16 protein-coding genes and 1 tRNA gene are annotated in these 22690 nt (G+C 57.2%); 11 read left to right on the plus strand and 6 right to left on the minus strand.

Translation table 11 applies throughout. From position 1 onward, the window contains the following. The first annotated feature begins 300 nt into the window (after positions 1 to 300). Positions 301 to 1698 (plus strand): MATE family efflux transporter, encoded by a 1398-nt coding sequence (locus tag ACIQT8_RS11140; RefSeq protein WP_400965109.1) that lies wholly within the window; start codon positions 301 to 303, stop codon positions 1696 to 1698. A gap of 40 nt (positions 1699 to 1738) precedes the next feature. Here ACIQT8_RS11140 and carA read toward each other — a convergent pair whose 3' ends face one another. Continuing rightward, positions 1739 to 2944, minus strand: coding sequence for a glutamine-hydrolyzing carbamoyl-phosphate synthase small subunit (gene carA, locus ACIQT8_RS11145; RefSeq protein WP_138791045.1), 1206 nt, complete (start codon positions 2942 to 2944; stop codon positions 1739 to 1741). Positions 2945 to 3270: 326 nt separating this feature from the next. On the opposite strand from carA, the gene ACIQT8_RS11150 reads away from it, so the two are divergent. The 4 genes from ACIQT8_RS11150 (at position 3271) to ACIQT8_RS11165 (ending at position 9653) form a co-directional block, all read left to right on the plus strand. Beyond that, positions 3271 to 3720, plus strand: coding sequence for a GatB/YqeY domain-containing protein (locus ACIQT8_RS11150; protein ID WP_178340888.1), 450 nt, complete (start codon positions 3271 to 3273; stop codon positions 3718 to 3720). A gap of 373 nt (positions 3721 to 4093) precedes the next feature. After that, positions 4094 to 6082: a DNA primase gene (gene dnaG / locus ACIQT8_RS11155; RefSeq protein ID WP_400965112.1), complete on the plus strand. Its 1989-nt coding sequence runs from the start codon at positions 4094 to 4096 to the stop codon at positions 6080 to 6082. A gap of 404 nt (positions 6083 to 6486) precedes the next feature. After that, positions 6487 to 8541, plus strand: coding sequence for an RNA polymerase sigma factor RpoD (gene rpoD, locus ACIQT8_RS11160; RefSeq protein WP_138791041.1), 2055 nt, complete (start codon positions 6487 to 6489; stop codon positions 8539 to 8541). A gap of 170 nt (positions 8542 to 8711) precedes the next feature. Continuing rightward, a complete protein-coding gene (locus ACIQT8_RS11165; protein ID WP_400965428.1) occupies positions 8712 to 9653 on the plus strand; it encodes a DUF930 domain-containing protein in 942 nt (313 codons plus the stop codon). A gap of 6 nt (positions 9654 to 9659) precedes the next feature. Here the strand turns inward: ACIQT8_RS11165 and ACIQT8_RS11170 are convergent, their stop codons facing one another. After that, positions 9660 to 12215, minus strand: coding sequence for an HWE histidine kinase domain-containing protein (locus ACIQT8_RS11170; protein ID WP_400965114.1), 2556 nt, complete (start codon positions 12213 to 12215; stop codon positions 9660 to 9662). A gap of 234 nt (positions 12216 to 12449) precedes the next feature. Here ACIQT8_RS11170 and ACIQT8_RS11175 point away from each other — a divergent pair, with 234 nt between their 5' ends. Both ACIQT8_RS11175 and ACIQT8_RS11180 read left to right on the plus strand, forming a co-directional pair. Further along, the gene (locus tag ACIQT8_RS11175; RefSeq protein WP_400965116.1) at positions 12450 to 12872 is read left to right on the plus strand and encodes a secondary thiamine-phosphate synthase enzyme YjbQ; all 423 of its coding nucleotides are present in this window, start codon (positions 12450 to 12452) and stop codon (positions 12870 to 12872) included. A 146-nt stretch (positions 12873 to 13018) separates the two neighbouring features. Beyond that, positions 13019 to 13351 carry a hypothetical protein gene (locus ACIQT8_RS11180; RefSeq protein ID WP_138791039.1) on the plus strand — a complete coding sequence of 111 codons (333 nt, stop codon included), beginning with the start codon at positions 13019 to 13021 and terminating at the stop codon, positions 13349 to 13351. 208 nt (positions 13352 to 13559) lie between these two features. Here the strand turns inward: ACIQT8_RS11180 and ACIQT8_RS11185 are convergent, their stop codons facing one another. Next, positions 13560 to 14303, minus strand: a complete 744-nt coding sequence (locus ACIQT8_RS11185) for an SIMPL domain-containing protein (protein ID WP_400965119.1) — start codon at positions 14301 to 14303, stop codon at positions 13560 to 13562. A 178-nt stretch (positions 14304 to 14481) separates the two neighbouring features. Between ACIQT8_RS11185 and ACIQT8_RS11190 the strand changes: the two genes are divergently transcribed. After that, positions 14482 to 14557 (plus strand) — tRNA-Ile (locus tag ACIQT8_RS11190). 197 nt (positions 14558 to 14754) lie between these two features. On the opposite strand, the gene ACIQT8_RS11195 is transcribed toward ACIQT8_RS11190, so the two are convergent. Continuing rightward, entirely contained in the window at positions 14755 to 15105 is a 351-nt protein-coding gene (locus ACIQT8_RS11195) for a hypothetical protein (protein WP_138791037.1), read from the minus strand. A 210-nt stretch (positions 15106 to 15315) separates the two neighbouring features. Further along, positions 15316 to 15945, minus strand: a complete 630-nt coding sequence (locus tag ACIQT8_RS11200) for an outer membrane protein (protein ID WP_138791036.1) — start codon at positions 15943 to 15945, stop codon at positions 15316 to 15318. Positions 15946 to 16276: 331 nt separating this feature from the next. Here ACIQT8_RS11200 and ACIQT8_RS11205 point away from each other — a divergent pair, with 331 nt between their 5' ends. Further along, positions 16277 to 16729, plus strand: coding sequence for a hypothetical protein (locus ACIQT8_RS11205; protein WP_138791035.1), 453 nt, complete (start codon positions 16277 to 16279; stop codon positions 16727 to 16729). A gap of 80 nt (positions 16730 to 16809) precedes the next feature. Beyond that, positions 16810 to 17370: a dual specificity protein phosphatase family protein gene (locus ACIQT8_RS11210; protein ID WP_138791034.1), complete on the plus strand. Its 561-nt coding sequence runs from the start codon at positions 16810 to 16812 to the stop codon at positions 17368 to 17370. 24 nt (positions 17371 to 17394) lie between these two features. Here the strand turns inward: ACIQT8_RS11210 and ACIQT8_RS11215 are convergent, their stop codons facing one another. Next, positions 17395 to 18654, minus strand: a complete 1260-nt coding sequence (locus tag ACIQT8_RS11215; RefSeq protein ID WP_400965122.1) for an AGE family epimerase/isomerase — start codon at positions 18652 to 18654, stop codon at positions 17395 to 17397. A gap of 178 nt (positions 18655 to 18832) precedes the next feature. On the opposite strand from ACIQT8_RS11215, the gene metH reads away from it, so the two are divergent. Beyond that, a complete protein-coding gene (gene metH, locus ACIQT8_RS11220) occupies positions 18833 to 22606 on the plus strand; it encodes a methionine synthase (protein WP_400965124.1) in 3774 nt (1257 codons plus the stop codon). Positions 22607 to 22690: the final 84 nt, after the last annotated feature.

The raw sequence follows: 22690 nt of genomic DNA on the forward strand, positions 1-22690 counted from the left end.
GCACGTAAGGGCGCCTCTGGAAACGTTGGGGAAACATGCCTGGAAGGCAGGGGCGCTCTGCGTCATGCAGCCGAGCTTGATACGCGTTCAAGCGGTAATCGAACTGATAATGTAAATTAGTAAAATTCAGTTAAATTTGATTTTTTCCAAGTTTACGTCCGAATAGATCAAGTTTTTTGCTGTTTTGCATAAATTTTAATCGTGGATTGGTGCGCTTGCGCGCTGGAAGCGAATATTTTATTCATCAAGCTTTGATCGTCTCCGAAAATATGGCGACGGCTACCAGTCGGGTGAATTTAAATGTCTTCGTCGGTTATGACAGAGTCCGTTCGTTCTGGAACGGGTTCGTGGTTCTCGCATTTTCGGGCTACGCTAGCGCTGGGCATTCCGCTCATCGGTGCGCAGCTCGCACAGCTTGGCATCCATACGACCGACATGGTGATCGTTGGTCAGCTCGGTGCGGAAAAGCTGGCGGCCATGGTGCTTGCCGGGCAGTTCTATTTCGTTGTCTTCATTTTCGGTTCCGGCTTCTCCGTGGCTGTCGTGCCGATGGTGGCCCAGGCCTACGGGCAGGGCGATGCGACGGCTGCACGCCGGTCGCTGCGCATGGGGATGTGGGTGGCCATTGCCTACTGGTTTTTGTCCTTGCCGATCTTTTTCAATGCCGAGCGGATTTTGATCGCCCTCGGCCAGAATCCTGCTGTGGCGGCCCTGACGGGACATTATCTCGCCATCGCGCAATTTGCGCTTCTGCCGGCCCTGCTTTTTTATGTTCTGCGCGGGCTCGTCAGCGCGATCGGCCGGGCGGGTATCATTCTCTATGTCACCATCATCATGCTGGTGATAAACGGCGTCGTTGCCTACGCGCTGGTTCTTGGCCATTTCGGTCTTCCGGCACTTGGCATGAACGGGGCTGCCGTCGTTGCCGTCATCGTCAACGCTTTCAGTTTTATCTTTATCGTCGGTTACGTGCAGACGCGTGACGAAACGCGGCAATACGAACTGTTTGTCCGCTTCTGGAGGCCGGACTGGCACGCTTTGTGGGAAGTGCTGCGTCTCGGGCTGCCCATCAGCATCACCATCCTTGCCGAGGTGACGCTGTTTGCTGCGGCTTCGATCCTCATGGGGCAAATCGGCACTGTCGAACTGGCTGCCCACGGCATCGCGCTTCAACTGGCGTCCATCGCCTTCATGATCCCGCTTGGTCTGTCTCAGGCGGCGACGGTCAGGGTCGGGATTGCACGTGGCCAGCGGGATTATACCGCTCTGGTGCGGGCGGCGGTGACTGTTTATGTCATTGCCTGTGCGATTGCATTGTGCGGCGGTATCCTGTTTGCAATGGCTCCGCAGTTCCTCGCGCAGTGGTTCCTCGACGCGAAATTGCCAGAAGCGCCAGAGGTGCTTGCCTATGCCAGCGGGCTTGTGGTGATTGCCGGTGTGTTTCAGCTTGTCGACGGTATTCAGGCGGTTGCCGCCGGTCTCCTTAGGGGACTGAAGGATGCCCGTATTCCGGCAATGCTGGCACTGGTTTCCTATTGGCCGATCGGGCTGGCGCTGGCCTGGACCATGGCCTTTCCATTCGGGCTCGGCGGGCGCGGCATCTGGTTCGGCTTTCTGATCGGCCTATCGACCGCCGCCATTCTGCTGACGATCCGTTTTGTCATTCTGGTAAAGCATGAAATGAAAACGGCCCGCTAAAAGCGGGCCGTTTCTGATTTCATGATCTGATCGATCCGGATCAACGCTCTGCGAGTGCCGGTTCGCCCTTCTTCTCACGCAGCAGGTTGACGAAGCGACGGAACAGGTAGTGGCTGTCCTGCGGGCCGGGCGAAGCTTCCGGGTGATGCTGAACCGAGAAGACCGGCTTGCCAACGATGCGCAGGCCGCAGTTGGTGCCGTCGAACAGGGAGATGTGAGTCTCTTCAATACCGTCAGGCAGAGACTTCGTGTCGACTGCAAAGCCGTGGTTCATGGAAACGATCTCCACCTTGCCGGTGGTGAAGTCCTTGACCGGGTGGTTCGCGCCGTGGTGGCCCTGATGCATCTTCTCGGTCTTGGCGCCAACGGCGAGGCCGAGCATCTGGTGGCCGAGGCAGATACCGAAGATCGGCAATTCGCTCTTGATGAGGTTCTGGATGACCGGAACGGCGTATTCGCCGGTTGCAGCCGGATCGCCAGGGCCGTTGGAAAGGAATACGCCATCCGGCTTCAGAGCCAGAATGTCTTCTGCCGAGGTCTGTGCCGGAACAACCGTGACCTTGCAATCAAGACCGGCGAAGAGGCGCAGGATGTTGCGTTTCACACCGAAATCGACGCAGACGACGTGATACTTGGCATCGGCTTCACCCAGCGTGCCGTAACCCTGGTTCCAGACCCATGGGGTTTCCGTCCAAGTGGATGACTGGCCGGAGGTTGCTTCGATCGCGAGGTCGAGGCCAACAAGGCCGCTCCAGGCCTTCGCTTCAGCCTTCAAGGCTTCGATATCGAAAACGCCGTTCGGGTCATGGGCGATGACGGCGTTCGGTGCGCCGTGCTCACGAATCCAGGCTGTCAGGGCGCGCGTATCGATGCCGCAAAGGCCGATGACGCCGCGTGCCTTCAGCCATGCATCGAGATGCTTGACGGCGCGGAAGTTGGAAGGATCGGTGATGTCAGCCTTGAAGATCACGCCAACTGCGCCGCGACGAGCGGCTGGCGTCAGGTCTTCAATGTCTTCTTCGTTGGTGCCGACATTGCCGATATGCGGGAAGGTGAAGGTAACGATCTGGCCGAGGTAAGAAGGATCGGTAAGGATTTCTTCGTAGCCTGTCAGAGCCGTGTTGAAGCAGACTTCAGCCTGCACCTTGCCGGTTGCGCCGATACCGGTTCCCTCGATCACTGTGCCATCGGCAAGAACAAGCATTGCGGTTGGTTTGCGGGTAGTCCAGGGAGCTGTCTCGGTCATCTCGTTCCGTTTCTGCCGCTTCGCACCCCGCCTCTTGAAAGGCAGGGGGTAAGTGGCCATTTTTGGTCGCAGGCAAGGGCGCGCGAAAACCTCGCGTTTCAACCCTTCGTTAAAATCTCGTGCAGGTGCCGGAAAATAACGAAAGGAGCCCACGCGGTCAACCGTAGGCTCACGATTCACGCGGATTTAAACCCTCGTGTTTTCAAGGTCTTACGCAATTGATTTGCCGGGCCTTGTTTGCTCGTTTATGTCGTTCCAAAAAATAAGGCGGAAAGTTCGTGCGCCACACGGCGCAAAATATGCTTTCCCAAGGAGAAGAAGAAATGATGCGCGACGTGTTCGCAAATGCTTTGAAGGACGCTCTGAAGGCGCGTGATTCCAGACGTACGTCCACCGTGCGACTGATCCAGGCGGCCATCAAGGATCGTGATATCGCCAACCGCGGCGTGGGCAAGGACCCTGTCAGCGATGACGAAATCATGCAAATCCTGACCAAGATGGTCAAGCAGCGCGAAGAATCGGCCAATATCTATGACGGTGCCGGTCGCGCCGAACTGGCCGCGCAGGAGCGCGAAGAGATCGTCATCATCAAGGAATTCATGCCGGAGGAAATTCCGGCGGAGAAGGTCCGTGAACTCTGCCAGGCTGTTATTGCCGAGACGGGTGCTGCTGGTCTGCGCGACATGGGCAAATGCATGAATGCTCTCAAGGAGCGTTACCCTGGGCAGATCGACTTTGCGAAGGCTTCCGGCGTCGTGAAGGACCTTTTGAAGTAACGTTACTTCAAGCTCAAAAAAATAAAGGCAGGGCAGATGTGGGCTGCCCTGCCTTTTTTCTGCTGGCGCTCTGCGCTCCGGCGGATAAAGAGCACTGTCTGTCGCAGGTAATTTTTCGGGGGACGTACCTGCTTCGCCAGCAGCTAAGTAACGCTGCCTGTATGTGAGGTTTTACCGCCGGGTTCCCGCACGCTCAAATTACAAAAACATAATTTTTGCCGATGTTGCGCCGCCACAAATTCGCCGGATGCCAGAGCAAAGGCGAAGCGGCCGTGGTTTTGTGGCCTGTGAATAGCGGGAATTCTTTATCTTAAAGTTTGGTATCGGTGCCGTTGTGCGCTTATATGAAAGACTGGCCTCGAACAGGTAACCCATGCGCTTTTCCAATTCTTTTCTCGATGAGATTCGCGACCGCGTGCACATCTCCGATGTGATTGGGCGTCGTGTGTCCTGGGACAAGAAGAAGACCAATACCTCGCGCGGTGACTATTGGGCGTGCTGCCCGTTTCATGGGGAAAAGAGCCCGAGTTTTCACTGTGAGGACCGCAAGGGCCGTTACCATTGTTTCGGATGCGGCGTTTCCGGCGATCATTTTCGGTTCCTCACCGACCTTGAGGGCCTGAGCTTTCCCGAGGCGGTGCAGCAGATTGCCGACATGGCGGGCATTGCGATGCCGCAACCGGATTTGCAGGCGGAGCGACGCGAACGCGAGCGCACCTCCCTGCAGGATGTCATGGAAATGGCGACGCTGTTCTTTCAGGATCAGCTCCAGACGTCGGCGGGTGCGCGGGCAAGGGCCTATCTGCGCGATCGTGGCTTGACGGGACGCACGATTGAAACCTTCCGTCTGGGGTATGCGCCGGAAAGCCGGAATGCCTTGAAGGAGCATCTTGCCAGCAAGGGTGTGTCGAAAGAGCAGATGGAGGCCTGCGGCCTTGTCGTGCACGAGAATGTACCGGTTTCCTATGACCGTTTCCGCGACCGCATCATGTTCCCGATCCTTTCCTCACGGGAAAAGGTTATCGCGTTCGGTGGCCGCGCGATGGCCGCAGATGCGCTGGCGAAGTATCTCAACTCCAACGAGACGGAACTCTTCCACAAGGGCAACGTCCTTTACAATTTCGCCCGTGCGCGCCGCGCCTCTCAGGCCGCCGGTGGCACGGTGATCGCCGTTGAAGGTTATATGGACGTCATTGCGCTCTATCAGGCGGGCGTTGAAAACGCCGTTGCTCCGCTTGGCACTGCGCTGACCGAGAACCAGCTCGAATTGCTCTGGAAAATGTCGCCACAGCCGATCCTGTGCTTCGATGGTGATGGCGCCGGTATCCGCGCGGCCAACCGCGCAGCCGATCTGGCTCTGCCACATATCAAACCAGACCGTTCCGTGAGCTTTGCCCTTTTGCCTGACGGCAAGGACCCGGATGATCTTGTGAAGCTGGAGGGCCGGGCGCCGTTTGATCGCGTGCTTTCCGAAGCAAAGCCGCTGGCGGCGATGATCTGGAGCCGTGAAACGTCGTCGGTGACCTTTGATACGCCCGAAAAACGTGCCCAGCTTGAAAACCGTTTGCGACAGATCGTGACCGTCATTGCCGACGAGGCGGTGCGTCGCTTTTACCAGCAGGATATGCGCGATCGGTTGAGCGCGTTCTTCCAGCCGCGTTTTCAGCAGGGTGGAAACGCCGGCAACACATTCCGCCGCAACGGCGGTGCGGGTGGTTCGGGTCGAGGTTTCCAGCGCGGCGCTGGCGGTAGGGGTGGCGCCATGACTGCGCCTACAAGTTCGATTTCCGACAGGCTGGTGCAATCCGGCCTGGTCAAGGGATACCAGACGAAGCCGTCGCTGCGTGAAAGCGTGCTGGCCATTACCATCGTCAACCATCCGGAACTCCTGCTGGAAGAATATGACGAGATTGCCGCCATCGATTTCGAAAACCGCGATCTTCAAAGGCTTTGGTCGGCGGTTCTGACCTATGCGGCCGAAAGCGCTGCGGATATCTCGCGCGCGGGTCTGGTGGAGCGTCTGGGGCAGCAGGATTTCGAACCGCTGTTGAAGACAATGGATCAACAGGTTCGCAATGCGCGTCTGTGGACGGCGACCGAGCAGGCGGCGCTTGAGGACGCTCGCGAGGGGTATGTTCAGGCGCTGTCCCTGCATAAGCGGACCAAGTCTCTTCTCTGGCAGAAGCGGGAACTGGAGCGCGAGATTGCCGAAGCAACGGATGACGAGCGCGGCACACTTCTTGTGCGTGCACTTGCCGAAGTTCAGCTTGAAATTGGTCGTATGGAAAATCAGGAGGCGATTATCGACGGGTTCGGTGTCATGTCTGGCCGCGTCAAGGGGCCGGCTTTCGGGCATGGTTGAGTGAGGGCGTCGAACCGGGAAATCGAATTGGAGGCGCGAGTGGGGTTGCCTTTTGCGGCAGGCATCCTAAATAGGGGATAGTCTGGTGATAACCCGCAAAATGCGGCCTTTTTCGGAATTTCCGTGCCTGTCTTGCCCTCAGAGGCTTGACGGGGCGAAAAATAGCGGGAATCACCGTTTCAGGAAAATAAGATGGATTGGGCCTTGGTGGATCGAAATTGCATGAGCAAGCATTTCCAGATGCACTGTCTTTGCATTCTGCCAGCGGCTGCCGTGGTTAATCGGCAATTAAAGATCACTCCGTTAGGTGTTTGACAGTGATTCGCGGCAAACAGTCGAATGCCTCACGGGCAGACGGCGCAGCGGCGAAGCAGGTGTTAGCGTCAGGGAAAGCGACGAGATAGATGGCAACCAAAGTCAAAGAAAACGAAGAAGCAGAAAACGAACGCGACGGTGCGACGGATGGTCCGCTTCTCGATCTTTCGGATGACGCGGTCAAGAAGATGATCAAGGCCGCCAAGAAGCGCGGCTATGTGACCATGGACGAGTTGAACTCCGTCCTGCCCTCGGAAGAGGTGACGTCCGAACAGATCGAAGACACGATGGCAATGCTGTCCGATATGGGCATCAACGTTATCGAGGATGAAGAAGCGGAAGAAGCTGGCGGCAACGACAGCGACGACGATTCCGACAGCGATGACTCCGAGGGCGGCGAACTCGCGCCTTCCGGTGGCACCGCACTTGCAACGGCCAAGAAAAAAGAACCGACCGACCGTACCGACGATCCGGTGCGCATGTACCTGCGCGAAATGGGTTCTGTGGAGCTTCTGTCGCGCGAAGGCGAAATCGCCATCGCAAAGCGCATTGAGGCCGGCCGCGAGACGATGATTTCGGGCCTTTGCGAAAGCCCGCTGACGTTCCAGGCGCTGATTATCTGGCGTGACGAGTTGAACGAAGGCACGACGCTGCTGCGTGAGATCATCGATCTCGAAACGACCTATTCCGGTCCGGAAGCCAAGGCAGCACCGCAGTTCCAGAGCCCGGAAAAGATCGAAGCCGACCGCAAGGCGGCTGAAGAGAAGGAAAAGACGCGCAAGTTGCGTGCGCCTTCCGGTGATGAGGATGTGACTGACGTCGGTGGCGACGGTCTTCCGCCTGAAGAGGAAGAAGAAGACGACGACGAGTCGAACCTGTCGCTGGCCGCGATGGAAGCGGAACTGCGCCCGCAGGTCATGGAAACGCTGGATACCATTGCCGATACCTACAAGAAGCTGCGCAAGCTTCAGGATCAGCAGGTTGAAGCACGTCTGGCTTGCACGGGCACGCTGTCTTCCGGTCAGGAGCGCCGCTACAAGGAACTGAAGGATCAGCTCATCACGGCGGTTAAGTCGTTGTCGCTGAACCAGAACCGTATCGATTCGCTCGTTGAGCAGCTCTACGACATTTCCAAGCGTCTGATGCAGAACGAAGGCCGCCTGTTGCGCCTGGCCGAGTCCTACGGCGTGAAGCGTGACAGCTTCCTCGAACAGTATCACGGTGCCGAGCTTGATCCGAACTGGATGAAGTCGATTACCAACCTCGCTGCTCGCGGCTGGAAAGAATTCGCCCGCGAAGAAAGCAACACGATCCGCGAGATCCGTCAGGAGATCCAGAACCTGTCGACTGAAACCGGCATTTCCATCGCCGAGTTTCGTCGTATCGTTTCCATGGTGCAGAAGGGCGAACGCGAAGCCCGTATCGCCAAGAAGGAAATGGTAGAGGCCAACCTCCGCCTCGTGATCTCGATCGCCAAGAAGTACACCAACCGTGGTCTGCAGTTCCTCGATCTCATCCAGGAAGGCAACATCGGCCTGATGAAGGCGGTGGACAAGTTCGAATACCGTCGCGGTTACAAGTTCTCGACCTATGCGACATGGTGGATTCGTCAGGCGATCACCCGTTCGATTGCCGACCAGGCGCGCACGATCCGTATTCCTGTGCACATGATCGAAACGATCAACAAGATCGTTCGTACATCGCGCCAGATGCTGCACGAGATCGGTCGCGAGCCGACGCCGGAAGAACTGGCTGAAAAGCTGGCCATGCCGCTTGAGAAGGTGCGCAAGGTTCTGAAGATCGCCAAGGAGCCGATCTCGCTCGAAACGCCTGTGGGTGACGAAGAAGATTCGCATCTCGGGGATTTCATCGAGGACAAGAACGCGCTTCTGCCGATCGATGCGGCTATCCAGGCCAACCTGCGTGAAACGACGACCCGCGTTCTGGCGTCGCTGACGCCGCGTGAAGAACGCGTTCTGCGCATGCGCTTCGGTATCGGTATGAACACCGACCACACGCTCGAAGAAGTCGGCCAGCAGTTCTCGGTGACGCGCGAACGTATCCGTCAGATCGAGGCGAAGGCGCTGCGCAAGCTGAAGCATCCGAGCCGCTCCAGAAAGCTGCGCAGCTTCCTGGACAGCTAAGCGTTACGCTTCTCGTAAAATTGAACCCGGTCAGATTGTCTGGCCGGGTTTTTTGTTTCGCGCGTTGGCGAACTTCGTGACAAGGCTTATGTGTAGAGCCGTACTGGATTTGGACGTGAGCGATGCAAGAAACTGTGCCCGCAAGCAAAAGGCGCGTAGGAGGGTGGACAATACCGGCCTCCGTGCTGCTGCATCTGCTTGTCGTTGGTGCGTTCTTTTTTCAACTACCTGAACGGATGGCCGAACCGCAGGAGCCGGAAAGCATCAGCGTCGATCTCGTGCCGCCTCCTGAAGAACCGAAGGCCGAGGAAGAAAAAAAGCCCGAAGAGCCGAAGCCGCCTGCAGAAGAGCAGGCCAAGGAAAATCCTCCTCCGTCACCGCCTGCACCCACGCCGCCTGCGCCAGCGATGCAGCCTTCTATCGCCGTCAGGCCCGAGATGACGCAGCTCGATCCCGTCGACAAGCCTGGTAAGACGGAAGAGAAGGAAAAGACATCGACTGCTGAGGAGCCAAATACTGCAGGGGGCGAACCGGACAGCCAGCCTGAGCCGACAGCCAAACAGCAGGACACGGCAGCACAGGAAGCTGAAGAGAGCAATCTTGCCGCACAGGCGGACGATGGGGAGATCGTGGCGTCACTGACGCCGAACGAGGCTGCTCCACCAGACAAGCCACCAGTACCGCAACCGAAACCAGCCGAAGAAAAACCTGCTGCCGAGGCGGCAAAAGGAAATTCTGACGCGCTTCCTGCCGCAGAAAGCCTGTTGTCGTCCGCGATGCTGACGCGAGATCAGCGCCGGCAGATCTTCGGTGAATTGCCACCGCGACGCCGAATAGTCCAGCTATGTCGCAGCGAGGCGATAGCGCAGGTTCAGAATGCGGGATTTCCGATCGAGGGGATTGTTGCCTATTCCGATACGGGTGGCCTGATTTCAGGAAACAAGCTCGATGCCACGGGCGGCGCTTTCAACGTCGGCAGCAAATGGCACGATATCTCGTTCCAGTGCGAGGTGGACATGGACAATTACGCGGTCACGGCCTTCCGCTTCAAGATCGGCAATGAGCTTTCGGAGCCGGACGCCAAAAAGCGCGGTTTTGCGACCCTGCGCTGATTGCGCTTAAGCCCGCTCCACACACTCAACCAGAAGGCCGATACCGGACATCAGAGCGTCTTCATCATAGGGCTTTCGGATGATCGGGGCATGAGAAAACTCTTCAGGCACCATCACGCCATCGGCATAACCCGTTGCGAACATGAAGGGAATTCCACGTTTGTGCAGTTCCCTCGCAACCGGAATTGAGGTGTCCGAGCCAAGGTTGATATCGAGGATCGCGATATCGGGCAGATAGGCTTTGAGCTTCTCAATCGCCATGGCCGAGGACGTGGCGGTTTCAATGCGTTCGATGCCATTGTTCTCCAGCATGCTCTCAACATCCATGGCGATCAGCATCTGGTCTTCTACGAGCAAGATTTTCAACGGTTCTTCCCGGTCATAAGTCTTTCTTGCACCGGACATATCGCCCTTTGTCGATTGGGGCAGTGAAGAGAATTTCAAGGACACATGGCGGGCCGGCAAAACCATTTCTGCCTCAAGCCCGTCGGGGCGATAGTGCAGCGTACTGCGGCCGCCAAGATCGTAGGGTATGCTACGGCTGATCAGGGCGGTGCCAAAACCGGCACGTGATGGTGTCGCCAAGGGGCCGGCAAGGGTTTCCCGCCACACAAGACGGCAATCATGGCTCGCGTCGAGCTCCCAACTGACCTCCAGCCGGTTGCTGTTTTGCGGAGAAAGCGCGCCATATTTGGCGGCATTTGTTGCCAGTTCGTGCAGGACAAGCGCCATGACGGAGAAAGCGCGTGAATCGAGCGTCACTTCGGGACCGGTGAGCATCACATCTGTCAACGGCGACCGGTGAGGCGACAGCTCCGCCTCCAGGAGATCACGAAGCGACCCGCCGCCTTCACCGCGAATGATCTGATCATGGGCGAAGGAAAGCGCCTGAATGCGGCCCTTCAGTGCCGTGACGTATTCCTGCAGCGTCTTGCCTTCCTGAGAGGGATTGCCGACAAGCGATTTGATGATGGCCAGGATGTTCTTGACGCGGTGGTTGAGTTCTTCGTTCAGCATTCGCTGACGGACTTCTGCCCGGTCGCGTTCACCCGCCATCAGTTCGCTGTGCTGGAACGCGACTTCGACCAGCGCGATACGCGCTGCCTCGGCAATTTCCCGGTCCGATTCCGACCAGGGCTGCGCCTGCAGGCTGACGGTTTCCTTCCAGATCGCAAAACTCTTGCGCGGGGTGAGACGGTCGCCCATCGGGCCTGTCTCATAGGATTTTTCCGGGTTGCCCGCCCAGTTCAGGGTCTGGACAATCTCCTTGCGGAAAAACAGCAGATAATCGTTTTTGACTTGGGAAAGTGGAATGGCCAGCACGCCTGCGGCAATCGGCGCGTAGGTCTCTGCCTCGGGAATAACCTGCGACAGCGCGTGTGTTGCCCAAACCTTGTTTTCAGCGGTAGAGGCAATAAACCGGGCAAGCCGAGGGATGGCATCATGCGGGGGAACGGAGCCGTGACCATGCCAGTTGTCGTTGACCCAGAGGCCAACGCCATCACATGGCATCAGATCGGCAAAATCCTGAAAACTGTCGACCAGCAATTCCTCGATATTGGAATGATGCGCGGCAAGGCGCAGGAACCGGTCGAGCGCACTGTGCGCCTGGCTGATCGTCGTCAGCCGTCGCTTCTGCTTGAGGATCTGGAGGTGCATGGAGAAAAACTCTCCAAACATTTCCGCAGCAATCCTGACCGGCATCGAAAGGACGCGCGGTGAATAATGATGGCAAGCGATAAGCCCCCAGAGCGCCCCATCGACGATCACCGAAATGGACATGGACGCTGCCACACCCATATTGCGCAGGTACTCGCAATGAATGGGCGAGACGCTGCGAAGATGAGCAAAGGAAAGATCCAGCGGTTCACCGGAGGCATCGAGTGTGGGCAGGACAGGTACGCGCATGCCGCGTGCGTCGGAGATAATGCGCAGCGTGTTCTTGAGGTACAGCGTGCGGGCCTGCTGCGGTATGTCGCTGGCAGGGAAATATTGGCCTAGAAAGCTTTCCAGTTCCGGCTGTTTGGCCTCTGATACGACCTTTCCGGAACCGTCATCTTCGAAGCGGTAGATCATCACGCGGTCGTAGCCGAGTGTCGCCTTTATCAATCTGGCCGTTCTCGAAATGAGGCTGTCGACACTGTCGGCTTCGCGAATTCGATCCACCATCTTTCGCGCAGTGCCGAGGGGCTGGGCTTCCGAGCGCGATGGTTCAAACTCCACGATGGTCACGGATTTGTGCCTGTGGAGCGCGATATCGAACGTCTGACCGTTGGCCGTTTTTATGCCGGGGAGCAGGGATGGGCGAATGGATCTGCCCGTCACGGTCAACGCGTTGCGAAGATCGTGCGTCAGCTTTGCACCGAGCACGTCGTCTGCCGACCTGCCGTTGATCTCTCCTTCCGGGCCAAGCATTTCGCCGCAATTTTCGGAGTGGCGCAACGCGATACGCATGGCGCTGTCGAATGCGATCAGACAGCCGTGGGGCTGGATATAGCCGGGAATATGAATTGGTTCTTTGTCACAGTTTGTGAGATCGACCTGATAATCGGTGGATGCCATAGGTCAGTCTTTCGCATCCGTTCTCATTACCGGATACAAAAATCCGATCGATTCAAAAGGGGAGGGCGTCATGTCGTCCATATGCGTCTGTATTCCTTCCCCTTCGATGCAACCGTGAGGTCTGCCGGATCGTTTTTGCCGCTGTTGCAGACGTGCTCGCAGGCATTTACCCCTGACTAACACGAAGTAACGTCCTTAACGTGTGTTTTGTTCCTGGCATCCAGAGGAAATATTGTGCCCCAAAAGAAAACGATCATCGCCACAAATGGCCAGGGTTTGTACGAGTTTACCGATGAGGCCCGTCGCTTCGTTCGCGAGAGCGGCATGAGTGAAGGGTTGCTGACGGTCTTTGTCCGGCACACCTCCTGTTCTTTGCTGATACAGGAGAATGCCGATCCGGATGTGAGGCGCGATCTCAAGGTGTTCTTCCACCGTCTTGTTCCTCCCTCCAGCGATGCGTCTATGGGCTGGGTCAGCCATACGCTTGAGGGGCCGGATGACATGCCCGCGCATATCAAGGCAGCGCTGACCGCCGTCTCGATCGGCGTTCCTGTCAGCGACGGAAAACCGGTCCTTGGAACCTGGCAGGGGCTTTACCTGTTTGAGCATCGCGACCACCCGCACCGTCGGGAAATCGTCCTTCATCTTTCTCCGTAAGCCTGATTTGCGGAGCCTGCCATCTCGCCTCAAGCATGAACCCTGGCTGAATGTGCGGTTCTGAAATCATTCAGGCGACGGACCCTAATGTGTCCTCAATCGCTGGCCAGATGATCTGCCGGCGGACAAGCGAAACGGAGTGAATCATGTTCAGCACTTTTGCTAAAGCCGGTATGGCAGCCCTTATCGCCTTGGGCGGAATTTCTGCAACGGCCTCAGTGGCTTCGGCAGGTCCGGACGTGCAGTTCGGTATCCAGGTTCGCGACGGTCACCGCGATGGCGGCCGTCATGGTTGGGGTGGCCCGCGTCGTGGCTGCTCGCCGTGGCTTGCGGAAGAAAAGGCAAGCCGCATGGGTCTTCGTCGCGCACGTGTGGTTGACATGTCGCCGCGCCGCGTCGTGGTTGCCGGCTTCGACCGTCATGGTCGTGACCGCGTTGTCTTCGCCAATGAGCGTGGTTGCCCGGTTATCCGCCGGTAATCTGACGTTTTTAAGAATTGATCCGCGGAAAATCCCCGGTCCCCCCCTGATGCGGATCAAATGGATCGCCCCGTCTGGCTGAATGCCGGCGGGGCGTTTCCTTTTTGCGGCGTCAAGGCCGGGAGGATGAGCGAGATCCTAAAAAGAAGCGAGGGATGAGGCCGTTTCAGGCTTCATCCCTCGCTCAGTTTTTTACGGTCGTCTCGATTTATTGGTCGAGGGCGAAGGTGACGTTGACGACAACACTGTAGTTGTTCTCGCCGGATGCGATCGGCACGCTATCTGCCTCCTTCATCATCGATGCACGCATTGCGCCCTGCGGTACAGGCATCGGGCGCTGCATGTTTTCGGTGATCTGGATGACCCGGCCGAGTTTCACGCCTGCTGCTTCCGTCAAGGTTTTGGCTTTCGCCAGCGCATCGGCCACCGCCAGTTTACGGGCTTCCGTCACCGTTGCTTCAGGCTTGTCGTTGGTGAAGGTGATATCGCCACCCTGATTGATGCCGAGCTTGACGGAGGTGTCGAGGATTTCGCCGAGTTTCTTGAGATCGCGGACGCGCACCTTCAATCCGTTGCTGACCTGATATCCGGTGATTTCGGGAGCGACGTAGACGCCGTCCTTCGGCTCGAAGTGCTTGTAGAGCGGCTGGACGGAAAAATTGCTGGTCTGAAGATCACGGTCTTCGATCGACGCGGCCTTCAGCGCTTTCAGCACTTCCGACAGTGCCTTGGAGTTTTCCGTCAGAGCCACGGCAGCGGTCTCCGCCTGTTTGACAACGCTGAAATTCAGGATCGCCATATCTGGTGCGACTGCGGACTGGCCTTCACCCGAAACGCTGATCGTTGCTTCGCTCTTTGTCGTCTCCTGTGCAAACGCATGGCTGGCAAGCGGCATAACCGATGCTGCAGTCAAAGCGGTCAGGGCGAAAAGGCGGGCCGTTCTTGTCGTCATGGTGTTTCCTCGTTGATTGTGTCCCTGTGCAAGCTATTGCCAGAGATTGTGAAGCTATTACGGCAACCTGCTGTTGCGCCATCATCAATGGCTTGTCGGCTCAAGAAATATGCGTTAGAGCGTGACCGCCGGTTTCGAACCATTGCGAAGCCCGGTATTTTGGATCTTAAATCCGAAAGGGCCTGTAGCTCAATGGTTAGAGCCGGCGGCTCATAACCGCTTGGTTGGGGGTTCGAGTCCCTCCGGGCCCACCATTTTCGTCTTCTCAACCAGATATAAGGCCGTAGTGGCTCTCATTTTTTGGGGAAGACGCGCGTTTGGTTTCGATTTTTGCAGGCGCAACAATGCGGTAACGCTCCGCAATTTTATTGCGGCCGTGTGCTCGGTTCAGGAAATTTGGGGAAGAGGGAGAGCCGGCCAGCCGAGGGCTGACCGGTCGATATGTTGCGGGTCAGTTGCAGACGCGCATTGTTTCCGTATGCCAGCCGCCGTCATAGGAATTCGGGACGCGGCGATCTTCGTACCAGCAGCGTGGACGCGGTGGTGGTGGCGGCTCATAATAACGAGGACCGCTGTTGTTGACGATTGCACCACCGATCAGGCCGCCGATCACACCGGCTGCCAGGCCACCGGCGATAGCTGCGCCGTCGTTATGACGACGATGCTCGCGGTAGGGCGGGGGTGGAGGGCCGCCACGATCATAACGTGGACGATATTCCTGCGCAGCAACCGGTCCGTAAGATACGAGGACGCTTCCGGTGGCGACAAGCGCAGCAAGGGTCGAAAGAATTACTTTTTTCATCAGGGCTACTCCATAAGCCTGCTGCAGGAGATAGAGGCTCATTATGCCCGGATGATGGCACGAACCTTCTGAACAGCTTGTGAATGGTTCGTTGTTTGGTTTTCATTTTTCATGAGGTCCGAACGCCTTGCAGTTCTGGTCGCCATGGCCAATTCGCGCATGAAAAAAGCCCGGTAAAAAACCGGGCTTTTTTGAGCGCTATGAGGTGGATCAGAACTTCACACCAAGGCCCACCTTGACGGTGTGCTGGTCAAGATCGGTATTGATGCCGAAGACATCCTTGTCGCTGTAGTCGTTGAAGCGATATTCGATCCTGGCGAAGATATTGTCGGTGAAGGCGTAATCGAGACCTGCTCCGACGGTGTAACCATTGAACGTGGTATTGTCGTCGCCGACTGGGGTTTCAACAAAGCCGCGCGTCGCGGTCCAGCCTGCGGTCGCGTAAAGCAGAGCGTGATCGAAGGCGTAACCGACGCGGCCGCGTACGGAGCCCTGCCAATCGGTGCCAACCTTCGTGCCGCCGTAGTCATTGTCGTTCCAGTTGTAATCGAGATCACCCTCGATGCCGACGACGAAATTGTTGTCGAACTGGTAGTTATAGCCCGCGAAAGCGCCGAAGATGCCGCCATCGAAGTTGTCGGAGGCAACGGGCCCACCCGCCGAAAAATCACCATTCAGCCAGCCTGCTCCGCCCTGAATACCAAGGTAGGGGCCAGACCAGGTGAATGTCGGCAGAGTTTCCTGCGCGACAGGCGGTGCGGGGGTCTCGTAAACGGCGTCGGCAGCCATTGCCGTGCTTGCCGCCAAGGCGAACATTGATGATGCGATCAGCGTTTTCATTGTTTGTCTCCCTGAGCTGACGAACCTCTATATCATGTATTAGGCGTATTTAATATGGGGTGCGAGATACGCTCGCCAAGGCATGCAAAACGGATGCTTTGTCCCACGCATTACGTTCTTATCGAGCCGCGAACGTTTTTGGATGCGATTTGGTTCCGTTTTCAGATAAGCCTGTGGGGTATGGAGACGTTCCGTGCTTGTCACGCTTGGTTGTATTGACAGCGCAAGTACCGATCATAAGTTTGCGGCAAAGATTTTCGCCGGCGTTGAATACGGCGTTTTATGGGAGGTATGATCGCGTGAAGATTTGTTCGGGGCAGGGGGAGATGGCGTGATTGTTGCGGCCGTTCTTAGCGCGCTTCTTCTGGTTACGCTGATCGCTTTTCCAAGATACCTGAAGCCGGCCGTTTTGTGCCTGGGGCTGGTTTGGGGTGTCACTGCAGCGATCGTGGTTTTTGACGGGTTTCGCGGCGGCAACCGGCTTGAGAACATCGTTGCGACTGCCGCCTTTGATGCGACCTGCACTGATCCTGCCCTGCCTGTTCAGGTCAGTTTTCGCAACGACAACAGAGTTGCGGTCAAACGTCTGACCTATACGCTTGAAGGTTTCGAACAGGACGTCGGCGTTTCCGTCGCCTTCAATCCATACCAGACAAGTGACAAACGGATAGAACCTGGAGAAAGCTTTGCGACCTGCCGGGCCTACCGGTTGCGCAACAATGAGCGGGTAGATGCGAGCACGCTGAATTGGCGGGTCACAATCAATTCAGCGGAGTTCGACTGAGGCGTTTTCATTTCGACTTGTTTTCGCCAGCTTGTGATGGCATCCCGCCATGCATCTGATGAAAGTGATGGGTTGTTGTCGTGCGTTCTCTTCTGGTGCTCTTGAAAGTTTCGGCCGTCGTCCTGGTTGCAGTACCGGTTCTGGCCGGGGCGCATATGGGGATTGGCCAGCTGACGGGAAACTTCCATGAGGTCATTCCGGGCGAGCTTTACCGGTCGGCGCAGCCAAGTGGTGAAGATATTGCCGACTACGCCAAAAAGCATGGAATCAAGACCATTCTCAATCTTCGCAATGAGAAGCGTGAAGCCTGGTACGATGCGGAAAGCACGGCGGCAAAACAGAACGGTATTCGTCTAATCGATTATCCACTGAGTTCGAGTGAGAAACTGTCGGTGGATGATGCCGAAATGCTGGCCGCAGTCATGCGCAATGCCGACAAGCCGATCCTGATCCATTGTGAGCATGGGGCAAACCGCACCGGCCTCGCGTCGGCAATCTATGTGGGTGCCGTCGCAGGAAAGAGCGAGGCTGCCGCAGAGTTTCAGCTCTCGCCCTATTACGGCCATGTGCCCATTCGCGGCATTGGTCGTTACGAAATGTACCAGTCATGGGATGATTTCGAGGAAACGCTCGGCTTTTGAGCCTCGTTTGCCGAGGCTGGCGGCTCAATATGAGCCGCCGTTCTCCCCAATCACCTTGGTCAGACTTCCCGTTGCCGGGAAAAGCGGAATAAGGCAGGCCTGCAGGGCGTGATAGATATCGCCCTTGCCGGGGAACAATGTCTTCGCCGGAACAAGATTTTCGGTCAGTTCCTCGTGCCAGCCGCCATGGGCGTGATCCACGAAGTTGTTGGCAATCGTGCTCCAGATGCGGCGATAGCTGTCTTCGTAAAAATCGTCAGCCGGGAGGTTTTCGTTGAGGAAGTGGGCTGCACCCGCTGCCTCGCACATCGGCCACCACAGCTTCGACGTCTTGTCGGGATTGTCGTTCCAGTCGAGCGTGTAAAAGAAGCCGCCTTTTTCCCGGTCCCAGCCGAGCGCCATGGACTGCACAAACAAAGACTTTGCCGCGACAGGCATCCAGTCATGCTTGCGCTCACCCAGCACCCACAGTTGCAGCAGGAGACGAGCCCACTCGAGCCAATGCCCGGGCGTCGATCCCGATGGGCGGAACATCTCGTTGCCGCGATAATTCTTGTCGAGTGTCCAGTCCTCGTCGAAGTGTTCTGGAACACGGAAATCCAGCTCACCGGCGCGACGACGGATAATGAGATCTGCGATCTTTTCCGCTTTTTCGATGTAAGAACGCTCCCCGGTGACCTCGTAGGCCGCCATCAGCGCTTCCGTCAGATGCATGTTGGAGTTCTGCCCACGATAATTCTCGATCGGCGACCAGTCGCGATTGAACTCCTCGGCGATTGCCCCATGCTTTTCTTCCCAAAACTTCGTTTCGAGAATTTCGGTAATGTCCTGGAGCATGCGGTCGGCCAGTGGATGCCCAACGGTCTTGGCTGATGAGGCTGCCAACAGCACGAACGCATGGCCGTAACCCTGCTTCGTCGAATCGACCGGACCATTGTCATCCGTCTGCCAGAAGTATCCACCGTGCTCGCTGTCGCGGTGATTGTTCCACAGATAGGTCATTCCATGGTCAATGATATCTCCGCAGCCGGGCCGTCCGAGAAGATGGCCGATGGAGAAGCAATGTATCATTCGTGCGGAAGCGTGGATGCCGCGCACCGGGTTTTGCGGTTGCAGCGGTGCGCCTTTGCTGTCGAGGTCGAAAAAGCCTCCGGCCGGATTGATGGCGCGGTACTGGAAGAAATCGAAAAGCCCTTCTGCCTGCTTGACCAGCCATTGGCGATGCCATGGCAACGTGTTCCAGTTGTTGTTCGTGCGGTCATCTTCAGGCATTCGGTCCTCCATACTGATTGCTGCTTCGGGTTATATCCATGCCATATGAGCCTGTCATCTGTTCGGGAAATTTCGTAGTCTCCCGCAACGACGCAAAGCCATACCTATGCATTGAAGATATATTGACATAAACATATCTTTATGTGACTTGACGCGTTGCGACCTGCAAATCGAAATGAGGAGTGTGCCCGTGTTTGACGACCTGTTCGGCCCGGAAGGGGCAAAGCGCGACGGCGCGGAAATCATGAAGGCGCTGCGTGAAGCTGCCAATGAGCGTATCCTCATTCTCGATGGTGCAATGGGAACGCAGATCCAGGGGCTTGGGTTCGATGAAGATCATTTTCGCGGTGATCGGTTCATCGGCTGCGCTTGCCACCAGAAGGGCAACAACGACCTTCTGATCCTCAGCCAACCGGATGCCATCGAAGAAATTCACTATCGTTACGCCATGGCGGGCGCCGATATTCTGGAAACCAACACGTTTTCCTCGACCCGCATAGCCCAGGCCGATTACGAAATGGAGAGCGCGGTTTACGATCTCAACCGCGAAGGTGCGGAGGTTGCCCGTCGTGCCGCGATCCGTGCCGAGCGGGAAGATGGCCGTCGCCGTTTCGTCGCAGGCGCCATCGGGCCGACCAACCGCACGGCGTCGATTTCGCCTGACGTCAACAATCCCGGTTACCGCGCTGTCTCTTTCGATGATCTGCGCATCGCCTATGGCGAGCAGATCGATGGTCTGATCGACGGTGGTGCGGATATCATCCTCATCGAAACGATTTTCGATACGTTGAACGCCAAGGCGGCGATCTTCGCCTGCGAAGAGCGCTTCGAGGCCAAGGGCATTCATCTTCCGGTGATGATTTCCGGTACGATCACGGATCTTTCGGGCCGTACTCTGTCCGGCCAGACACCATCGGCATTCTGGAATTCCGTGCGCCATGCGAGCCCGTTCACGATTGGCCTGAACTGTGCGCTCGGTGCAGATGCAATGCGTCCGCATCTTCAGGAATTGTCGGATGTGGCCGATACCTTCATTTGTGCCTATCCGAATGCGGGTCTGCCGAACGAATTCGGCCAGTATGACGAAACGCCGGAAATGATGGCGCGTCAGGTCGAGGGCTTTGCCCGCGATGGTCTCGTCAACATCGTTGGCGGCTGCTGCGGTTCGACGCCGGATCACATCCGCGCCATTGCCGAGGCGGTGAAGGGCCACAAGCCGCGCCCGATCCCCGAGCACAAGCCATTCATGTCACTTTCGGGCCTCGAGCCCTTCGTGCTGACCAAGGACATTCCCTTCGTCAACGTCGGCGAACGTACCAACGTCACCGGTTCGGCCCGTTTCCGCAAGCTCATCACCGCTGGCGATTACACGGCAGCGCTGGCTGTTGCGCGCGATCAGGTGGAAAACGGTGCGCAGATCATCGACATCAACATGGACGAAGGTCTGATCGATTCCGAAAAGGCTATGGTCGAGTTCCTCAACCTGATCGCAGCCGAGCCGGATATCGCCCGCGTTCCTGTCATGATCGACTCGTCGAAGTTCGAGATTATCGAGGCTGGTCTGAAATGCGTTCAGGGCAAGCCGATCGTCAACTCGATCTCGCTGAAGGAAGGCGAGGAGAAATTTCTCCAGCAGGCGAAGCTTGTCCGTAACTACGGCGCTGCTGTTGTCGTCATGGCCTTTGACGAAGTCGGGCAGGCGGACACCTATCAGCGCAAGATAGAAATCTGCGCACGTGCCTATAAACTTCTGACGGAGAAGGCAGGACTTCTGCCCGAAGATATCATCTTCGATCCGAATGTGTTTGCGGTGGCGACCGGCATTGAAGAGCATAACAATTACGGTGTGGACTTCATCGAAGCGACGAAGACCATTCGTGAGACGATGCCGCTCACACACATTTCCGGTGGCGTGTCGAACCTGTCCTTCTCGTTCCGCGGCAATGAGCCTGTGCGCGAAGCCATGCACGCCGTGTTCCTCTACCATGCCATCCAGGTTGGCATGGATATGGGTATCGTCAACGCCGGCCAGCTTGCCGTCTATGATAATATCGACCCGGAACTGCGCGACGCCTGCGAAGACGTGGTGTTGAACCGCCGCGACGATGCGACCGAGCGGCTGCTGGAAATTGCTGAACGCTTCCGCGGCGCCGGTGCAAAGGAAGCCAAGGCGCAGGACCTGTCCTGGCGCGAACTGCCGGTTGAAAAGCGCCTCGAGCATGCGCTGGTCAACGGCATTACCGAATTCATCGAAGCTGATACGGAAGAGGCACGCCAGAAGGCGGAGCGTCCGCTGCACGTCATCGAAGGCCCGTTGATGGCCGGTATGAACGTGGTTGGCGACCTCTTCGGTTCCGGCAAGATGTTCCTGCCGCAGGTGGTAAAATCTGCCCGCGTGATGAAGCAGGCCGTTGCCGTTCTCCTGCCTTACATGGAAGAGGAAAAGCGCGCCAATGGCGGCAGCGAGCGAAGTGCTGCCGGCAAGGTGCTGATGGCGACCGTCAAGGGTGACGTTCACGATATCGGCAAGAACATCGTCGGCGTGGTTCTTGCCTGCAACAATTACGAGATCATCGATCTCGGTGTGATGGTACCCACCACAAAGATCCTCGAAACCGCGATTGCCGAACAGGTGGATGTGATCGGTCTTTCCGGTCTCATTACGCCGTCGCTGGATGAAATGGTGCATGTGGCCGCAGAGATGGAGCGGCAGGGCTTCGATATTCCCCTGCTGATCGGTGGTGCGACGACGAGCCGTGTCCACACGGCTGTCAAAATCCATCCGCGCTATGAAAAGGGGCAGGCAATTTATGTTACCGACGCGTCTCGTGCCGTCGGCGTCGTTTCCGCGCTCCTGTCCGCAGAACAGAAACCAGCCTATATCGAAGGTATCCGAAGCGAATATGCGAAGGTTGCCGAAGCCCATGTGCGCAACGAGCGTGAGAAGCAGCGTTTGCCGCTTGCCCGCGCCCGCGAGAACGCCCAGAAGGTTGATTGGTCTGGCTACCAGCCAGTCAAACCGCAGTTCTTTGGCACGAAGGTCTTTGAAACCTACGATCTGGAAGAGCTTTCGCGCTACATCGACTGGACGCCGTTCTTCCAGACGTGGGAGCTGAAGGGCCGCTTCCCCGCCATTCTTGACGACGAGAAGCAGGGTGAGGCCGCACGGCAGCTTTATGCCGATGCACAGGCCATGTTGAAGAAGATCATCGACGAGACGTGGTTCCGTCCGCGTGCGGTCATCGGCTTCTGGCCGGCCAATGCCGTTGGCGACGACATTCGTGTCTTTACGGATGAAAGCCGTGGTGAAGAACTTGCAACCTTCTTTACACTGCGCCAACAGCTTTCCAAACGGGACGGGCGTCCGAATGTGGCTATGTCTGACTTCGTGGCTCCTGTTGATAGCGGCGTGGCTGACTATGTCGGGGGCTTCGTGGTGACGGCTGGTATCGAGGAAGTGGCGATTGCCGAGCGTTTCGAACGCGCGAACGACGATTACTCGTCGATCCTCGTCAAGGCGCTGGCCGACCGGTTCGCCGAAGCCTTTGCCGAGCGTATGCATGAGCGTGTCCGTACCGAGTTCTGGGGTTATGCACCGCAGGAGAACTTCAACGGTGAGGAACTGATTTCAGAGGCCTATGCCGGCATCCGCCCTGCACCGGGGTATCCGGCGCAACCGGATCATACGGAAAAGAAGATGCTGTTTTCTCTTCTCGACGCGACCGAGGCGACCGGCGTGGAGTTGACGGAAAGCTATGCCATGTGGCCTGGCTCATCCGTTTCCGGCCTCTATATCGGCCATCCCGAAAGCTATTATTTCGGCGTCGCGAAAGTGGAGCGCGATCAGGTGCTGGACTATGCCCGCCGCAAGGATATGCCGGTGGAAGAGGTCGAGCGCTGGCTTGGGCCGGTGTTGAACTATGTGCCTACGAATGCTGCGGAAGAAATCGATAGCGCGGCTTGAGATTTAAAGTCGTTGGCGGTCCAGCATCGCCTTCGACCGGGACACACCAGAAACGAAAAAAGCGCGGGAAAAACCCGCGCTTTT

It is taken from the genome of Agrobacterium sp. NPDC090273 (genome assembly GCF_044772305.1).
In the GTDB taxonomy this organism is placed as follows: Bacteria; Pseudomonadota; Alphaproteobacteria; order Rhizobiales; family Rhizobiaceae; genus Agrobacterium.